14 protein-coding genes, 1 pseudogene and 1 riboswitch are annotated in these 16,051 nt (G+C 50.1%); of the genes and pseudogenes, 11 read left to right on the top strand and 4 right to left on the bottom strand.

Translation table 11 applies throughout. The features are described from left to right. Window positions 1-119: 119 nt before the first annotated feature. The 3 genes from EGT51_RS04355 to EGT51_RS04345 form a co-directional block, all read right to left on the bottom strand. Window positions 120-1,385: an amidohydrolase family protein gene (locus EGT51_RS04355; protein ID WP_167850139.1), complete on the bottom strand. Its 1,266-nt coding sequence runs from the start codon at window positions 1,383-1,385 to the stop codon at window positions 120-122. A 65-nt stretch (window positions 1,386-1,450) separates the two neighbouring features. After that, on the bottom strand, window positions 1,451-1,795 hold the full coding sequence (locus tag EGT51_RS04350) for a DUF805 domain-containing protein (RefSeq protein ID WP_135367549.1): 345 nt from the start codon (window positions 1,793-1,795) through the stop codon (window positions 1,451-1,453). A gap of 117 nt (window positions 1,796-1,912) precedes the next feature. Further along, on the bottom strand, window positions 1,913-2,335 hold the full coding sequence (locus EGT51_RS04345) for a MarR family winged helix-turn-helix transcriptional regulator (RefSeq protein WP_135367548.1): 423 nt from the start codon (window positions 2,333-2,335) through the stop codon (window positions 1,913-1,915). 702 nt (window positions 2,336-3,037) lie between these two features. Here EGT51_RS04345 and EGT51_RS04340 point away from each other — a divergent pair. The 7 genes and pseudogenes from EGT51_RS04340 (at window position 3,038) to EGT51_RS04310 (ending at window position 8,570) form a co-directional block, all read left to right on the top strand. Then, window positions 3,038-3,610 (top strand): GNAT family N-acetyltransferase, encoded by a 573-nt coding sequence (locus EGT51_RS04340; RefSeq protein ID WP_135367547.1) that lies wholly within the window; start codon window positions 3,038-3,040, stop codon window positions 3,608-3,610. 301 nt (window positions 3,611-3,911) lie between these two features. After that, window positions 3,912-4,808 carry a cation diffusion facilitator family transporter gene (locus tag EGT51_RS04335; protein ID WP_135367546.1) on the top strand — a complete coding sequence of 299 codons (897 nt, stop codon included), beginning with the start codon at window positions 3,912-3,914 and terminating at the stop codon, window positions 4,806-4,808. Between the two features lie 61 nt (window positions 4,809-4,869). Continuing rightward, window positions 4,870-5,517, top strand: a complete 648-nt coding sequence (locus EGT51_RS04330) for a metal-dependent transcriptional regulator (protein WP_135367545.1) — start codon at window positions 4,870-4,872, stop codon at window positions 5,515-5,517. A 180-nt stretch (window positions 5,518-5,697) separates the two neighbouring features. Next, window positions 5,698-6,093, top strand: coding sequence for a hypothetical protein (locus EGT51_RS04325; RefSeq protein WP_135367544.1), 396 nt, complete (start codon window positions 5,698-5,700; stop codon window positions 6,091-6,093). Window positions 6,094-6,571: 478 nt separating this feature from the next. Then, window positions 6,572-7,327: pseudogene (locus EGT51_RS04320) on the top strand (threonine/serine exporter family protein). A gap of 15 nt (window positions 7,328-7,342) precedes the next feature. After that, window positions 7,343-7,798 carry a threonine/serine exporter family protein gene (locus EGT51_RS04315; RefSeq protein WP_135367543.1) on the top strand — a complete coding sequence of 152 codons (456 nt, stop codon included), beginning with the start codon at window positions 7,343-7,345 and terminating at the stop codon, window positions 7,796-7,798. Between the two features lie 103 nt (window positions 7,799-7,901). After that, window positions 7,902-8,570 carry a phosphatase PAP2 family protein gene (locus tag EGT51_RS04310; RefSeq protein WP_135367542.1) on the top strand — a complete coding sequence of 223 codons (669 nt, stop codon included), beginning with the start codon at window positions 7,902-7,904 and terminating at the stop codon, window positions 8,568-8,570. Window positions 8,571-9,529: 959 nt separating this feature from the next. Here the strand turns inward: EGT51_RS04310 and EGT51_RS04305 are convergent. After that, window positions 9,530-10,324, bottom strand: coding sequence for an alpha/beta hydrolase (locus EGT51_RS04305; RefSeq protein WP_135367541.1), 795 nt, complete (start codon window positions 10,322-10,324; stop codon window positions 9,530-9,532). Between the two features lie 174 nt (window positions 10,325-10,498). Between EGT51_RS04305 and EGT51_RS04300 the strand changes: the two genes are divergently transcribed. The 4 genes from EGT51_RS04300 to serS all read left to right on the top strand — a co-directional run bounded on the left by EGT51_RS04300 (window position 10,499) and on the right by serS (window position 15,933). Continuing rightward, window positions 10,499-11,044 carry a GNAT family N-acetyltransferase gene (locus tag EGT51_RS04300; protein WP_135367540.1) on the top strand — a complete coding sequence of 182 codons (546 nt, stop codon included), beginning with the start codon at window positions 10,499-10,501 and terminating at the stop codon, window positions 11,042-11,044. A 60-nt stretch (window positions 11,045-11,104) separates the two neighbouring features. Then, window positions 11,105-11,286: riboswitch (Lysine riboswitch) on the top strand. Window positions 11,287-11,405: 119 nt separating this feature from the next. Continuing rightward, window positions 11,406-12,896, top strand: a complete 1,491-nt coding sequence (locus tag EGT51_RS04295; protein ID WP_179951128.1) for an amino acid permease — start codon at window positions 11,406-11,408, stop codon at window positions 12,894-12,896. Between the two features lie 290 nt (window positions 12,897-13,186). Beyond that, window positions 13,187-13,819, top strand: coding sequence for a deoxynucleoside kinase (locus EGT51_RS04290; RefSeq protein WP_135367539.1), 633 nt, complete (start codon window positions 13,187-13,189; stop codon window positions 13,817-13,819). Between the two features lie 842 nt (window positions 13,820-14,661). Further along, a complete protein-coding gene (gene serS / locus EGT51_RS04285; RefSeq protein ID WP_135367538.1) occupies window positions 14,662-15,933 on the top strand; it encodes a serine--tRNA ligase in 1,272 nt (423 codons plus the stop codon). Window positions 15,934-16,051 lie beyond the last annotated feature (118 nt).

Below are 16,051 nucleotides of genomic sequence, written 5' to 3'. Positions count from 1 at the left end.
TTCAAATAGTATCTTTATCAATGTCAAGCACGTCGTTGGATGATAACCGTAAAGCTAATACGATGTGGTTTATATGATTATTGAGAAAACGTTTGGATAACAACATTCATAAAACTACATTAGATTGACATGACTGCTTTTCCCGCAATCCAGATTTGTTGAATGTCTAAGGTGGCCTGAATATCTTCAAGTGGATCATTCTTCAATAAAACAAGATCAGCTCGCTTGCCGCTAGCTATAGTCCCACGATCAGTCGCAAAGTAATCAGCTGGCGTCTTAGTTGCTGCTAACAAAGCTTCAGCGTTAGTTAAGCCAGCTTGTGTCAGCAATTGTAATTCATGATGAAGGCTGGCACCATGTGCTAGTCCACCTAAGTTAGGTGCTGGTTGCGATACATCAGTTCCTGCCAGAATAGCAACGCCACGGTTATGCAATTCTTTTACATTAAGCAGTGATGCTTGAAAGTCCATATTGGTAGCTGTACCGAAAGTTCTCGCTAGGTTTTCTTGCCATTCAGGTGCCAGTTTTGACATGACACGTTGATCTTTAAGCAAATTGGTTGGTAAATTTCCCGTCAATGAAGCATTTAAACTTAAACATGGTGTGACAAAAACGTGGTTTTGCGCAATTGCATCCAAAATTGCGGGCGTCTTTTCATCATGTTCTAAAAACAAGTGTGCTAAGCCATCGACACCCAATTCGACTGCTTCCAGGGCAAAATCTTGTGACAAAGCATGGGCAATAACTAACTTGTTTTGACGGTGTCCTTCATCGACAGCAGCTTGTAAAACTTCACGCGGTAAAACTGGTAAAGGCGCTGCATTTTCATAACGACCATCATCAAGCATGATTTTAACATAATTAGCACCATTTTTAATCTGTGCATCAACAAAATGCCGGGCATCTTCTGGCGTTTCAATGCTGCCATTTTTCCCCTGAGCTTTTTTATGAGCTTCGATAAAGGCATTACGTTCTAATTCAGTCATTGCAGCCATCTCTTTTAGAACGCTGGCTGGGATACCAGCACCTTTTTGTAATTCACTAGGATGACCACCTTTGGCTGTGACCCCCATTCCGGCTGAACGAACATCTGCCATCAGTTGATCTGCATCTGTATGTTGACGCGAATTAGCTCGTCCCATCATTTCTAATTCAGTGGTAACACCAAATTTTAGTGAAGTCGCTAATCCATCTTGACTAGTATGGGTATGCGCATCAATTAATCCTGGAATCAGATAACCATATTGACCATCAACAACATCATCGTAATGATCATCTTGGCGATTAGTTACAGCAATTTTCTTGTCATCAATAACGAGATCCGTCAAGGCTGTATTTTGGCTATCCTTAAATAAGTGAATATTTTTAATTAATGTTTTTTTCATGATCATACCAACTTTCTACATTTTGATTTTGGTAGTTAATTGTTCTTAATGACGACTTAAAATTATTATTTTTTAGAAGGTAAGCACCCAAATATGGTAAAAACAAGGGCACCTACTACAGGAATGAAGTCCAATCCAATCAGCCAATGAGACAGCTTAAGATCGTTTAATCGTCTAATCTTAGCCCCTAAGAGTCCACACCAGGCGATCATAAAAATCACGCGACCGGTCAGCCTTAACGTAGGTAATTGTATGGCAAAGATAGCTGACCAACTATAACCAGCCTGTAACGCTAATAGGATTAAACATATTAAGGCCAATCCATAACTAGCTGAGACAAGTTGCCAAAATTTCGCGCGATTCAGTCGTCCTTTAAATCCTAATTTTTTTATTTTTAATATAAGTTGCATTTTTACACCTCTTTCAATAAGTACTGGTTTCGTGAATAATAAGAATGCTAACTCTTAGATATCTAATTGTCAACTGTCGTATATAAAAAAGAGGCCTATGAAGGTCTCTTTTTGAGTTTAATCAGTAAATTTTATTTTTTTTAGTAATGTGAGCAACTTGCTAACTTCTAAATCATCCATATTCTCTACGAGCTTCTCTTCAATGGCTTTAAAAATGTCATCCACTTCAGTGATAACTTGTTTACCTTTTTCCGTAATATATAACACCTTTGTTCGGTCATTAGTAGGTGATCGTTTTCTTTCAATATAACCATCACGTTCTAGATTTTTCAACATGTTAGAAATACTAGCACCGCGGCGTTTAAATGCATCAGCAACATCGCGTTGAATTGCGCCAGGATGTTTATCGATATACCCAATTGTCCGCGCTTGTTGACTGGTGAGATTAGTTTGCTTCACGTGTTCAGTAAAATAACGTTGTTCGTCAATTAAAGTTTCTCGTAAAAGCTTATTTATTTCTTTGGCCATATTTTCTGACATATTATTACCTCATTATCTTTCTAGTTGAGTTATTCAGTATTAATAGACTGTAAATAAACTAATTGATCGGTTGAAATCTATTCAGATACAACTTTTTCCCATTGTATCTGAATAATGCTTACTGCTGATTTGATTTTGAACAAATGTATACGCCTACTGTATACATTATGACATTCATGCCTTTCAAGACATATCTATTTTATAGATTACTATATTGTTAGTTGCCTATCAATATCGCCATCTAATTATATGTTTTAGAAACAAAAACAACTTCTAGACCATGTTGATTTAACATGGCCTAGAAGTCAAAACTTACAATCTTATTTTAAATCGGTTTTTTTATTTGGAAAAGAGTGCGCCAACAGGCGATTAGCTGGCTGCCTGTTGGCGCACGTTTCGGCTATGAGGCAAGCGTGAGACACAACTGTAGCCCCAACGTGTCACCCCATATCTGGCCAGCAGCCAGCGCCCACGACAATACTGGGACCAATCAGCTTGTCGTATGAAAACAACCGACCGAAAAATGAAAAACACTTGAGAATGTGGCAGAAAAATGTGAACGCAAACGCCGTGATGGCGGGCTTTCATCATCTATCCGAAAATCTTTTAGCGAAAATCGCGTCGCTTTGGTTGTAATCTCTGGCGAACGTGTTAAGATTACAAAATCGCTTTAAAACAAAATTAAAAGGATGGTGTTAACACATGCTGTTACGACAAGCTACTATGGCTGACTTACCTCAAATTGAATCGATTATCCGTGATGGCCGCGAGTTACTGGCGGCGCAAGACATTGATCAATGGCAAGGGTCATACCCCAACACGGCTGTCTTAGTCGACGACATTCACCAAGGGTGGACCGTCGTGCTCGAAGAAGACAACGAAATTTTAGGAACTGCTGCATTGATTCCCGGAGAGGATCCGACCTATAAACAGATCGACGGTCAGTGGCTGACGGAACAAGCGCCATATTTGGCCATCCATCGGGTAGCTGTGTCGAGCCACCATCATGGTCGCGGATTGGCGGGGGAATTGTTCCAACGCTTATTCGCCCAAATCGACCACGCGGCGTCCATCGAAAGCATTCGGATCGATACGCATCCCCACAACATGGCGATGCAACACGTCATCAAGAAGAACGGCTTTACGGAAACGGGCCGGATCGACTTGGCGGCTGCTGGCATGCCGGGCACGATCGATTTCGCTTACGAACGGTTGACAGCCAACGCTAAATCAGCGCACTTGACCGCTACGCCAACGATTAAGTCACTGAACTAGGCAGGTTCTAGCGTCTCCGTCAGCGTCACAGACCGTGCTGGTCGCCTACCGTTCGCCCAATATGGGTCGGTACGCGGCAGCCTGGACGTCTGGGTGACGTTGGCCTCGGCCAGCGACTAGCTATTGCAAAAACTACTATAATATAAGGGGATTGGTTTCGCTTTCAAGCGAGGTCGATTCCCTTTTTTGCTAGGCGGACAAGTTCGGTCACCAAGAAATCGATGAGGTTTACCGAAGACTGGCTTTTCATTCCCCCTAAATTCTGCGATAATAGACCTAGTTAGTATTGGGGGCGGGACAATTGGAAAAGAGTCTCTCGGGGAGCCGGTTTTTACTGGTGACCGTGTTAAATGTGGTTATTACGATTTTTGAATTGTTAGGTGGGCTGTTGTCCGGGAGCTTGTCGTTGCTGTCAGATGCCTTTCATAATCTCGGGGACGCCTTATCCATTGTCCTCAGTTACGTGGCCCATCGCATCGGTGGCAAGCGGCAAACCCGTAACAACACCTACGGCTACCGGCGCGCAGAAATTTTAGCGGCCCTGCTGAACGCGGGCGTCCTGATCGTCATTTCACTGGCGCTGGCAATCGAAGCGATTCGGCGATTGCTAAACCCAGAGCCGGTCAAAGGGGACATCATGTTGGTGGTGGCCGTGGTCAGTTTCCTGGCCAACCTGTTTTCGACGATTCTGTTAAATCATGGCGCCCAGCACAACCTGAACATTCGCGCGACGTATTTGCACCTGTTGAGCGACGCACTGGCCTCGGTCGGCGTCATCGTGGGGGCTATTTTGATCACGGTTTGGCAGATCAGTTGGGTCGACCCGACCATTACGATTTTAGTGGCCGGCTACATCAGCTATGAATCCTGGCCAATCATCAAGCAGACCTTTGGCATCTTGATGGAAGCCTCGCCGAAGCTGGACTACGAGGGAATTGCCCACGACCTGTGTCAGCTGCCGAAGGTCGAGGGGGTCCACCACATTCACGCGTGGCTGATCGATGAAAATAACATCGCGTTTTCGGTGCACGTGAACATGGACAACCTGCCACTCAGTGAAATCGAGCCGATTTACCGGCAAATTGAAACGCTGCTGTGCCACAAGTACGGCATCAATCACGTAACGATCCAAGCAGAGTGTCGGCGGGGGAAGAATGAAGATTTGTTTTTCGATCAAAACGATTGGCGACACGACTAGCCTTGCGTTTTGCCGCGATTCGCGGTATAAATGAGGCATTATCTAGATGAGGTGAACAGTGATGACTCCGATGAAGGAGGATTATTTAAAGATTATTTTTGAGCTGGGTGGGAAACAGAAAAAGGTTTCCAATAAGCAAATTGCCATCAGCTTAAATATTGCGGCTGGCTCCGTGACCGAAATGGTCAACAAGATGGCCGCAGAAGGTTTGGCGGAACACACGCCCTACGCCGGGATTTCTCTGACCAGTAAGGGAATTCGGCTGGCCGAGGATTTGGTTCGTAAGCACCGGATCTGGGAAGACTTTCTGGTGGAAAAGCTGGATTATGACTTGCCAGACGTGCACGATGAAGCAGAGGTCTTGGAACACGTCACGAGTGCCAAGTTGGTCAACGCCTTAGACGACATGCTGGGGAACCCCACGCATTGTCCGCATGGCGGCGTGATTCCCGACCGCTACGGCCACTATCACGAAGATTCTCACACCGTGCTCAATGACGCAGCCGATGGGGATATCGTTTCGGTCGATCGGTTCATTGACAATCACGATCTGTTGACGTACTTGGGTGACTTGAAGTTAGACATCGGCGACCAATTGAAGGTCATCAAGCACGATCCGTTCGAGGGGCCAGTGACGGTCCAAAACCTGACGGATGACGCCGAGCTGATTGTCAGTTACAAGGCGGCACATTATATTTTTGTGAAATAAACTAGCAGGAGAGTGGGCCAAAAGGCGATTAGCCGGTTACCTTTTGGCGCACCTTTCAGCTATGCAAAGGTGACACGAACGAGCCTGGGAGATTTTTTCCCAGGTTCGTTTTTTTTAGGCAAAATGAGCTGAATTTAAACGCTTTCATGATATTATCAATAGTGAAGGGAGCGGATAATCATGTTTCGACAAAAATTACTGACGGTCTTAGCCGTGGCGACACTCGGCGTTGGGGCCACGACGGCCTTACAACAGCCACAACCGGCCGCCGCAAAGCAAAATATGTACCAGAAGATTCCCAAGGCCTACCGGGGAACGTGGCACTTGAAACACTCAACGGGTCATCTGAAAAAGGGTCTCAAGCTCAAGATTGGCGCCCGGTCCTTCAAGAGCCATTTCGGCAGCTACCAGAAAAAGCAATTAGGCGTACATATTGGCAAGAAGAAGGTTTCGGTCTTTCAAATCGCCAAGGGCCAGCAGGTCGGGAAGTACAACGTCTTGCGCAAGACCCACTACAAGGGGAAGCCAGCTTTGAAGTGGTCGTTTGACACGGTCACGTCGTATTACGTTAAATGATGGTGAGTTAAACCAGGAGGCTGTGTCAGTTGTCGCCGACTGAGCAGTTTTTAAAATTCGATTGACTAAGACTAGGGTCCAGGGCCGTCTATTCGCCTTGGGCTTTTTGATTTGTAGTGGGGGATGGCCTCGTGTTTTGAAATGGATTTATCGGTGAAGCGTCGGTTACCGGGGGAAGACCAACCGATTTATCCGTCTGATGTTAAGGCCGATTGAACGTTGAGGCTGGTCTAACACATCGTAGATGGATAAGCGCTCGCCCGCCGGAGGCAGCTGATTTAGCCAATCTTGGTGGTTAGAACCTTCCCCAGCGTTCCAGCCCAGAATTTCACGCAACGGTAAGGCGGTTCAGAACGCGCTCGGTAGCAGACTCAAAGTCAAATTTGAAAAGTTTTACGGAAAAAGCTGATTGCGTATTTCCCCGGCCGGTGCCATGCCGTATAATGAAAAAAACACGTGCGAAAAGAGAGGGACGGAGATGAGTAGTCAAAAGAAACGGGATCAGCTGATTTTACACACAGCGTTGACTGCAGGGCGCATCATGATTGAAAATGGGTCGGAAATTGAGCGGGTCGAGGACACGATGACCCGAATCGCCCACAATGCCGGGGCCCAGACCAGTCAGCTGTTCGTGATGATCACCGGGATCTTGATGGCCATCAACGGCGAGGTGGGCGCGCAAATTGAGCCCGTCAAGCGCCGGACCTTTGACTTGGAAAAAATTGCGGTCGTCAATGACCTGTCGCGGCAATACGCCGATCACAAGATCAACTTGCGCCAGTTTGCGGACCGGCTGGATCACTTGGATAGCGTCAGTCGTTATTTTCCCTTTTGGCTACAACTGGTGGCTGCGGCGCTGGTCAGTGGCCCGTTGGAAGTGGTCTTTCGCCACAACCTGCCCGACTTTTGAATCACTTGTCTAGTGGGGATGCTGGGCTGGTGGGTCTACTACATTTTGAACAAATACATTCAGATTCGTTTCCTGTCCGAATTCACGTCGGCCGCGGCGATTGGCGTCATGGCGGTGGTCTTTGTCCATTGGGGCCTGGGCAACAGCGTCGATGATATTATCATCGGTAGCGTCATGCCGCTGGTACCGGGGGTGCCCATCACCAACTCGGTGCGCGATATTTTAGCGGGCAATCTGGTCAGTGGACCGGCCCGGGGCGTGGAGGCGTTGGTCAGTGCGGCGGCGATTGGCTTTGGCATTGCCATGGTCTTGCAATTTCTATAGAGAGGAGACGCTGGGATGTCTGTCTTAGAATTTATCATTGAGGTCGGCGGAACCTATGTGGCGACGATTGCCTTTGGAATCCTGATCAATATCCCACGGCGGGCGCTCAACGTGGGCGGCTGGATCGGTGTGTTGGGGTACGTTCTATACCGCTTCACGGTCCTGTGGGGCGGCGGCTACGTGGTCGGCAATCTATTGGGCGCTGTGGCCATCGGGGTCGCCTCGCTACAGGCGGCTAAAATCAAGAAAATGCCGATGATCCTCTTCAACATCCCCGCCATTGTGCCACTGGTGCCGGGCGGGCAAGCGTATCAAATGATCAAAAACTTCGCGTTGGGGCAAAACTCGACGGCCTTCGTCTTCTTACTCCAAGTTGTGATGATCTCCGGCGCAATTGCCTTTGGCTTCTTGCTGTCAGAATTGGTCAACCGGATTCAACGCCGGTTTTGGCGGCACCACAAGCGTTTATGAAAGTGTTAATACTGGCGGAAACGCTAGAAATTTGCCCCCGGGGTGGTATACTCATTGCTAGGGGTTTTCCCAGAATCGGGTATGACGAAAGGAATAGTTAACTATGATGTTATTTAATCGGGACCGGGACCGGCCGTGGAAATTTACCTTGGCAACGGCCTTGTTCTTGGTCGTGGCCATCTACATAAAGGCGCAAAACGCCTACGTCGAGTTCTTGGATTCGTCGATCGTCGACGTGATCCAGAAGAATCAACCGGAGTGGAAGACGTTGCTGTACCGCGGGGTGACGAGCCTGGCAGAGCCTAAGTTGGATATCATTTGGGTGCTGATCTTGGCCTTCCTGCTGTGGGGGTTCAAGTTCAAGATTCCCGCGCTGTGGTGTCTGGCGACCTTAGCCGGCGGGGATGTGCTGGCGTCGCTGGTCAAGAATCTGGTCAAACGGGCCCGACCTTCGACCCACTTAGCCATTGACGATGGCTATAGTTTCCCCAGTGGTCACGTCTTCGGCACCTTCCTGTTGGTCGCGATGATCTGGGTCATCTTGGTACCAATGATTGCGGCGGCATGGAAGGCCTGGATCGTGCGCATTCTCTTGATCGTCTGGATGGGACTAGTCATGATCTCACGGGTCTACTTAAATGCCCACTTCCCAACGGACACCATTGGCGCCGTCTTACTGGCTTACCTGTGGTTACAATTTGCCGAAGGGCTCTACATTCGCTTGGCGCCGGTCATGCAGAACTGGCCGTTGCTCAAGCGTTCAGAAATTTAAGCGTCACACCAAAGGGTTTGGAATTTTTCCAGGCTCTTTTTGATTACCTAAAATTGGTTTAGCCGGGTGCCTGCGTCAGCCAGGGTTCCACCTGCTATGGGGAACACCTCCAGCCTGAGGGGCGGTCTTCCGGTTCGCTTGAAAGCCTGACAAAGCCCGTCAGTCTCTCAAGTCGTCCCGCGCTGTAGGCTGAGAAGAAACCTCAGCCAACACCACCGACTCAGATGGTTCCACCCTGGCTGACTCCGGCAAGGTTGATGTCTATCAGCAACACCGTGTTAACAGTAATTTCAGCTGATTTTCGTCTGTCAATCTTTAGTTACCTAAAAATAAAAGTGGACCAACAAGTGGTTAACTGGCGAGCATTAACGGTAATCCCGGTCTTGAATTGCTTGCCTAGCGGTGTTAGGCAGAACCAGTTGTCTGTTGGCGCACGTTTCAGCGATGCAAGGGCAAGCAACGCGTTGTCTCGGCGTAAAAAACGAGGACCCACAGGCAATGACTGCCTGCGAGTCCTCATTCCATTTCCTTCAGTTAAAGATTGAACCTAAAATTAACGCGTCGATCGCCTCTGACACCTGAAATTGGTGAAACCAGGCATCTGCGTCAGCCAGAGTTCCGGCAAGTTGACGGCTATCAGTAATACTGTGCTAATGAAAAGATTAGCCGTCAATGCAGCGACTACCTGGGGTTAAGGCAACTGTTACTAACACGCACTACTGTAGCCGAGAGTCTGCCAAATATGGGTTCAGCCGTGGGAGTTGTCTTAGCGGCGCGGTTCATGGCGCTTAGACAACTGGCGTCTTTGAGACGCGATTTTCGGCTCAAAGCGAGGCCGAGACCGCTCCTTAGGCTCGATCCGGTCCGCCCACCGCGTTCCAACCCATATTTGGCTGACGGTAGGCGGCCAGCTCACGCTACGAAGCTGCAATTAACGAATGTTAACGCCATGAGTCACACTAATCCAGTTCATGCAGCCATTCTTCGGCGAGGTCCATCCAGTGGGCCACGTGAGGCAGGTTGGTGCCCGGCTTCCAGGCGGTGACCTGGTTGGCCAGTGCTAAGCCGTGGGGGCCTTGGTGGAAGACGTGGAGCTCGGTGTCGACGTGATTGGCGATTGAGGCCTGCGCGTAGGCCAACGCATTTTGAACGGGGACCAAGGGATCTTCGGCCGTGACCCAGATGAAGGTGGCCACGTTGCGCGGCGTGACGCGCTTATCCGCCGCGATTTGGTCGGGGTCATCGGTCCACTTAGCCAGGGTCTCGGCGTCGGTCGGGTAACCGGCGGCCGGGGTGATGACCGGGTAGCTGAGGATGACGGCACGCGGCTTGATTTCGTATGGCGTCGTGCCGGCCAACTGGTTGAAGTCGTCGTCATGCCACAGGTCGTTGAACAACGCAGTGATGTGGCCGCCGACGGAAAAGCCCGCCACGAAGATGTGGTCGGTGTCGATCAACCAAGCACTGGCGTTACGCCGCAAGAGGGCGACACTCTTGGCCAATTCCACGACCGGTGTGGGTAGGAGCGGGGCCTTTTCGCCGCTGAACGTGTAGCGCAAGAAGAAGGCTTGATAGCCCCGTGCCGACCAGGCCAAGGCGAGGTCTTCGGCTTGTTGTTCAGGGATGTGGGTGTAAGCCCCACCCGGAACGATGATGATGGCGGGGTAGGTTCCTGTGTCAGTTGCGGGCTGCCGCAGATAAGCTTGTAAGTAAGCTGGCGAGTTCGGTGCCAGTGGCAAAGTGATTGTTTTCAATTGCGAAACCTCCTGAAATAAGTCATGATAGGATTTAACGGTTTTGACAGCGGTGGGCCAGCCAGCAACTGGGCTGCGCTGTCCCAGGCCGCTACGGCCAATGGAATGGTGCCCACCGCTGTATGGTTAAAGTATAACGCATTTAGCGGGGAACTGGAAAAGAGGGAAATGGGAATGGAACGAATTTTAGAAACAGCCCGGGTCCGGCTACGGCCACTAACGGAAAGCGACTTGCCCGGCTATCAGCGCCTGTTAACGATACCCGCGGTGGCGGCGGCTAATGGGTCACCGGCTGACGTGTCCCCGGCGCAGATTAAACGTTGGCTAGCGGCCGACCGTCAAAGTCCCTTTGCCTTTACGATTGAGGATAAGAGTACTCAGCGGTTCATGGGAACAATTTTATTTTACCAGCACCAAACGGACACCGGGGCGCCCAGTGATGACGCTTACGACCTGGGGTATTTCCTAGATCCCGTTGACTGGGGGCGGGGGCTCATGCCCGAAGCCTTGGCCGGAAGCCTGTTGTTAGTTCAACGGGCAAAGCAACGCCCGCAGACGGTTTGGGCGACGTGCTTGGTGACCAATCACCGCTCACAACGGGTGCTTGAAAAGCTTGGTTTCACGGTGGTTTTACCGCATTTTGAAGCCCCAACGATTGGGGGTCAAGCGGCGACACCTGAACGACTTTATCGTTTAGATTTACTGGCCGAGAAAAATTAATGGGCACTTTTTTAAGGTTTCGTCTTGCAATGTGAGTTGGGGATGGTATACTACAAAGTATCGAATAGAAGAGGCGCGACCAACAAGAGTCGCTTTCCGGAGATGGGTCACATCACTGAAGGAAAGTTAAAGGGGCGGTCGCCGAAATCAACACGTGAGGGCATAGCGTGGTGGTTGGGTCCTGGTTCAACAGATCAGGGACTGTCGCAGCCAAATATGGGTTGCGGGGCGCTTTCAACGATATTGACTTGGAATAATGAAACTTCCAATCTCTTTCGCGGGCTTTTCTGGCGAAGGAGATTTTTTTATTGGCCCGGGTCGTTTCGAGGAAGTCCTTCTAATCATGAAGGAGGAAATTTTTATGGAACAGAATATGACAAACGCAACAACCAGCATGGCCTCTGATCAGGTCAAGCGGGGACTCAAGACGCGTCACGTGTCAATGATCGCGTTAGGTGGCTGTATCGGGACTGGGTTATTCGTTGCCAGTGGGTCAGCAATTTCCACCGCCGGTCCTGGTGGTGCGTTAGCTGCCTACGTGGCCATGGGGCTGATGGTTTACTTCCTGATGACCAGTTTGGGCGAAATGGCCACCAACATGCCGATCTCCGGGTCGTTTGCGGCGTATTCAGCCAAGTATGTTGATCCAGCCTTAGGGTTTGCGATGGGCTGGAACTACTGGTTCAACTGGGCCATCACCGTGGCCGTCGACATTTCGACCGCTGCGTTAGTCATGAAGTTCTGGTTACCCGGGGTCCCAAGTTGGATCTGGAGTGCCGTGGCCTTGGCCGTCGTCTTTATTATCAACGCCCTAGCCGTCCAAGCTTTCGGTGAAACGGAATTTTGGATGTCGTTGATCAAGGTCGTTACGATCTTTATCTTCTTGGCCGTTGGGTTGATGACCATCGTGGGCATCATGGGTGGTCACGCCACTGGCTTAGGCAACTTCACCTACAAGAAGGCGCCATTCGTTGGTGGCTTCCCTGCCATTTTGAGTGTGTTCGTGGTTGCCGGGTTCTCATTCCAAGGAACTGAATTAGTCGGGATTACGGCTGGTGAATCTGAAGATCCTGCACACAGTGTTCCTAAGGCAATCAATTCTGTTTTCTGGCGAATCATTTTATTCTACATCTTAGCCATCTTTGTTATCGCCGCTGTCTTACCTTACACCAGTAAGGACCTGTTGGGTTCATCTGCCAGTGACATCGCCATCAGTCCCTTCACGTTGGTCTTCCAGCGTGCCGGCTTGGCCGCTGCCGCTAGTGTCATGAACGCGGTTATCTTGACGTCAGTCATTTCCGCCGCTAACTCCGGGATGTACGCTTCCACGCGGATGTTGTACTCCTTGTCTAAGGAAGGTTACGCCCCACGGTTGTTTGAACGGACTGGGAAGAATGGGATTCCTTATCCTGCCCTGTTCGCCACGACCATTGTTGCCGCATTGACCTTCATCAGTAGTATTGCCGGTCCAGAGATTTACATGTGGTTGGTTGCTGCGAGTGGTTTAACCGGCTTCATTGCTTGGTTCGGTATTGCCTTATCGCATTACCGGTTCCGCCGCGCATTCATCAAGCAAGGGCACAAGTTGTCCGAACTGAGTTACCATGCAAAGTGGTTCCCAGTTGGCCCAATCTTAGCCTTGGCACTGTGTGTGGCCGTCATTGTTGGGCAAGACCCACAATCCTTCTTCTCAGGTAACTGGGAACAAGTACTGGTCACTTACATTAGTGTGCCACTGGTCTTGATCCTCTACATTGGCTACAAGATCAAGAAGCACACTAAGTTGATTCCACTGAGTGAAGTCGACGTTTCCCCAGTGCACCGCGATGGGACGCTGAAGGAAAACAAGTAGTGTTGTGACAAACGATTATCTGAAATTAAGTGTGGGCACACGAAATTTTAAATAAAAAATGACGGCGTCTAAGCTGGACACTTCCGGCTTGGGCGCCGTTTTGTGCCCAGTGAGATTAAGAAAATGGCCACGACATATTGTCTTTTATCCGGGAGGTTGGTACAATATGTGGTGTTGAATTTTTGGACGGGGTCAGTGGGCGCAAATGCCTACCGGACCCAGTTTACGTAGAGATAGGGGGTTCCGGTGGCTGCGGTCACGGACCCGGTGTATTTAAAGGAGAAGATTGCATGCTTGTATTATCGGGAACTATTGGCGCTGGCAAAACGAGTTTAACCACTTTGTTAGCCGAACACTTAAACAAACCAGCATTTTACGAATCAGTGGATGACAACAAGATCTTGCCACTGTTCTACCAGAACCCGCAGAAGTATGCTTTCTTGTTACAAATTTACTTCTTAAACAAGCGGCTGGACAGCATCAAAGCTGCCAACGCCGACGATGAAAGTGTCTTGGATCGGTCAATCTTTGAAGACTCCTTGCTCTTTCATTTGAACGCCGACTTGGGCCGGGCTACCAGTACGGAAGTCGACATTTACGATTCCTTACTGGCCAACATGATGCAAGAATTACCAGACGCCACGCACAAGAAGAACCCCGACTTATTGATCCACATCAACATTTCGTTTGAAACGATGTTGGAACGCATCAAGAAGCGTGGGCGTTCATACGAACAAATCGATCACGATCCGAGTCTGTACAAGTACTACCAAGAACTGGACCAACGTTACGTGGATTGGTACAACGCTTACGACAAGTCCCCTAAGATGCAAATCGACGGCGACAAGCTGGACTTCGTGGAAGACCCCGCAGCCCGCAAGCAAGTGCTCCAACTCATCGACGAAAAGATCGCCTCACTCTAAGTTGTAGTGGTGGAGGCAACGTGGCCGGGGCTGGCCGCCTACCGTTGCGCGAAAGTTGTGCTGGAACGCGGTGGGCGGACCGGTCGAGCCAAAGTGCGGTCTCGCCCTCGCTTTGAGCCGACAGTTCGCGTCTCAAAGACGCCAGTTCCCTAAGCGGCAAAGAACACCGCTAAGGGAACTCCCACGGCTGAGCACAACTTTCGCTCCACTCTCGGCTACGGTGGCGATAGTCACCACTACTAGCTGAGTGCGGACGAACCGTTGGCAGTCATCTTAGTTGACGCAACGGACAATCTGCCGGAGGAGGCCAGGGGTGGCGCCAGCTGTGTCGACGCAGTTACCTGGCGTTGTTTGCCAGGTTAGTGCGTGGGACGACTTTGGAGACTGGCGGGTTATGCCAGGCTTCAAAGCGAGCCGGAAGCCCGCTTCTGGGCTGCAGGCGGTCCCCATAGCAGGCAGAATCCCTGGCAGCCGCAGGCACTGGTTTCCGCCAGCGCAACGGTAAGGCGGACTGGTACGTGTATCATTGTCAGAACCATCAGACTAGCTGAAGTTAGTAATTGTTATCTGCCGAGAAATGCGGTATGATGAGATTAATCAAAAACACGTTGTGCCTATTTAGTAGACGGCCAGAGAAGCGGGGGATGCTGCAAACCGCGACGTCGAAGATTCCAGCACGAGAATTCGTGGGCGGGTAATGCCGCACGGTGCAAACCGTTATCATGTTCAAGGGTGTAACTGGGTCGCCAGTTACGAACTTGGGTGGTACCGCGAAGGTCTTCGTCCCATGTGACGGAGGCCTTTTTTGTATCATCCGCTAAAAAAGAGAGGAGCAAAACAGCATGTTAGATTTAAAATTGATTCGCCAAGAACCGGATTTTATCAAAGAAAAATTAGCCACGCGGGGGGTGGATCCCGCTGATATCGACAGTTTGTTGGCTTTGGATGCCAAGCGGCGGGAACTGATCGTCAAGAGCGAAACCATGAAGGCCCAACGCAACACGGTGTCTGACGAAATTTCTCAACTGAAACGCAACAAGCAAGACGCCAACGACAAGATCACTGAAATGCGGCAGGTCAGTGGGGAGATCAAGGACATTGATGCCCAACTGGATACGTTAAAGGCCCAGGTCCACGATGCGGCGGCCCATTTGCCTAACATTCCCAACGATAACGTGCCCGTTGGCTTGACCGAAGACGGTAGCGTGGAATTGCGGCAGTGGGGCGAGAAGCCAAACATGGACTTTACGCCTAAGGCCCACTATGAACTCGGGGAAGACCTGGGCATTTTGGACTTTGAAGCCGGGGCCAAGGTTTCCGGGAGTCGTTACCTGTACTACCTGGGCTTAGGTGCCCGGTTGGAACGGGCCGTTTACAACTTCTTCTTGGATGAAAACACCAAGGCGGGCTTCAAGGAAGTCTTGCCACCTTACATCGTGAACGACGATTCCATGTACGGTACCGGTCAATTCCCTAAGTTCAAGGAAGATGTTTACCAACTCCGTGATGAAGATATGACCTTGATTCCAACGGCCGAAGTCCCTCTGGTCAACTACTATCGCGACGAAGTGATCCCTGAAGAGGACCTGCCAGTTTGGTTCACGGCCTTGACGCCAGCGTTCCGGTCCGAAGCCGGCAGTGCCGGTCGCGATACCCGGGGCTTGATTCGCTTGCACCAATTCAACAAGGTCGAGATGGTCAAGTTCTGTAAGCCAGAAAACTCCTGGGATGAACTGGAAGCCTTGACGAAGCACGCTGAGAGCCTCTTACAGAAGTTAGGGCTGGCTTACCACGTGATTACCCTGACGACCAGCGACATGAGCTTTACGGCGGCGATGACGCATGATTTGGAAGTCTGGTTCCCAGAACAAAACACCTACCGGGAAATCTCTAGTTGCTCCAACACCACGGACTTCCAAGCACGCCGGGCGCACATCCAATACCGCGACGACAATGGCAAGCTGCAATACGTGCACGCTTTGAACGGCTCTGGCTTGGCTGTTGGCCGGACCGTTGCCGCTATCTTGGAAAACTATCAAAACGCCGATGGCTCCGTGACGATTCCAGACGTTCTGGTGCCTTACATGGGCGGCGTGACCAAGATTACCAAATAGTTAAGAGTGGGCCCAAAGGCGGTTAGTCGGCGAGCATTAAGGCTGCTACCCGGATTATCCCGAACCTGGATAATTTGGGTAGCAGGTTTAAGCGGAACCGACTGCCTTTGGGCACACG

The organism is Levilactobacillus suantsaiihabitans, assembly GCF_004745505.1.
Classification (GTDB): domain Bacteria; phylum Bacillota; class Bacilli; order Lactobacillales; family Lactobacillaceae; genus Levilactobacillus; species Levilactobacillus suantsaiihabitans.
The sequence above is the reverse complement of the archived record's forward strand: the minus strand, read 5'-3'. Positions and strand labels throughout refer to the sequence as shown.

Bases quoted from the DNA above. Each gene is read 5' to 3' on its own strand.
- EGT51_RS04355 (WP_167850139.1), bottom strand. From the start codon at position 1,385: ATGAAAAAAACATTAATTAAAAATATTCACTTATTTAAGGATAGCCAA.
- EGT51_RS04350 (WP_135367549.1), bottom strand. From the start codon at position 1,795: ATGCAACTTATATTAAAAATAAAAAAATTAGGATTTAAAGGACGACTG.
- EGT51_RS04315 (WP_135367543.1), top strand. From the start codon at position 7,343: ATGTCTGTCTTAGAATTTATCATTGAGGTCGGCGGAACCTATGTGGCG.
- EGT51_RS04330 (WP_135367545.1), top strand. From the start codon at position 4,870: ATGACTCCGATGAAGGAGGATTATTTAAAGATTATTTTTGAGCTGGGT.
- EGT51_RS04345 (WP_135367548.1), bottom strand. From the start codon at position 2,335: ATGTCAGAAAATATGGCCAAAGAAATAAATAAGCTTTTACGAGAAACT.
- EGT51_RS04290 (WP_135367539.1), top strand. From the start codon at position 13,187: ATGCTTGTATTATCGGGAACTATTGGCGCTGGCAAAACGAGTTTAACC.
- EGT51_RS04300 (WP_135367540.1), top strand. From the start codon at position 10,499: ATGGAACGAATTTTAGAAACAGCCCGGGTCCGGCTACGGCCACTAACG.
- EGT51_RS04325 (WP_135367544.1), top strand. From the start codon at position 5,698: ATGTTTCGACAAAAATTACTGACGGTCTTAGCCGTGGCGACACTCGGC.
- serS (WP_135367538.1), top strand. From the start codon at position 14,662: ATGTTAGATTTAAAATTGATTCGCCAAGAACCGGATTTTATCAAAGAA.
- EGT51_RS04295 (WP_179951128.1), top strand. From the start codon at position 11,406: ATGGAACAGAATATGACAAACGCAACAACCAGCATGGCCTCTGATCAG.
- EGT51_RS04340 (WP_135367547.1), top strand. From the start codon at position 3,038: ATGCTGTTACGACAAGCTACTATGGCTGACTTACCTCAAATTGAATCG.
- EGT51_RS04310 (WP_135367542.1), top strand. From the start codon at position 7,902: ATGATGTTATTTAATCGGGACCGGGACCGGCCGTGGAAATTTACCTTG.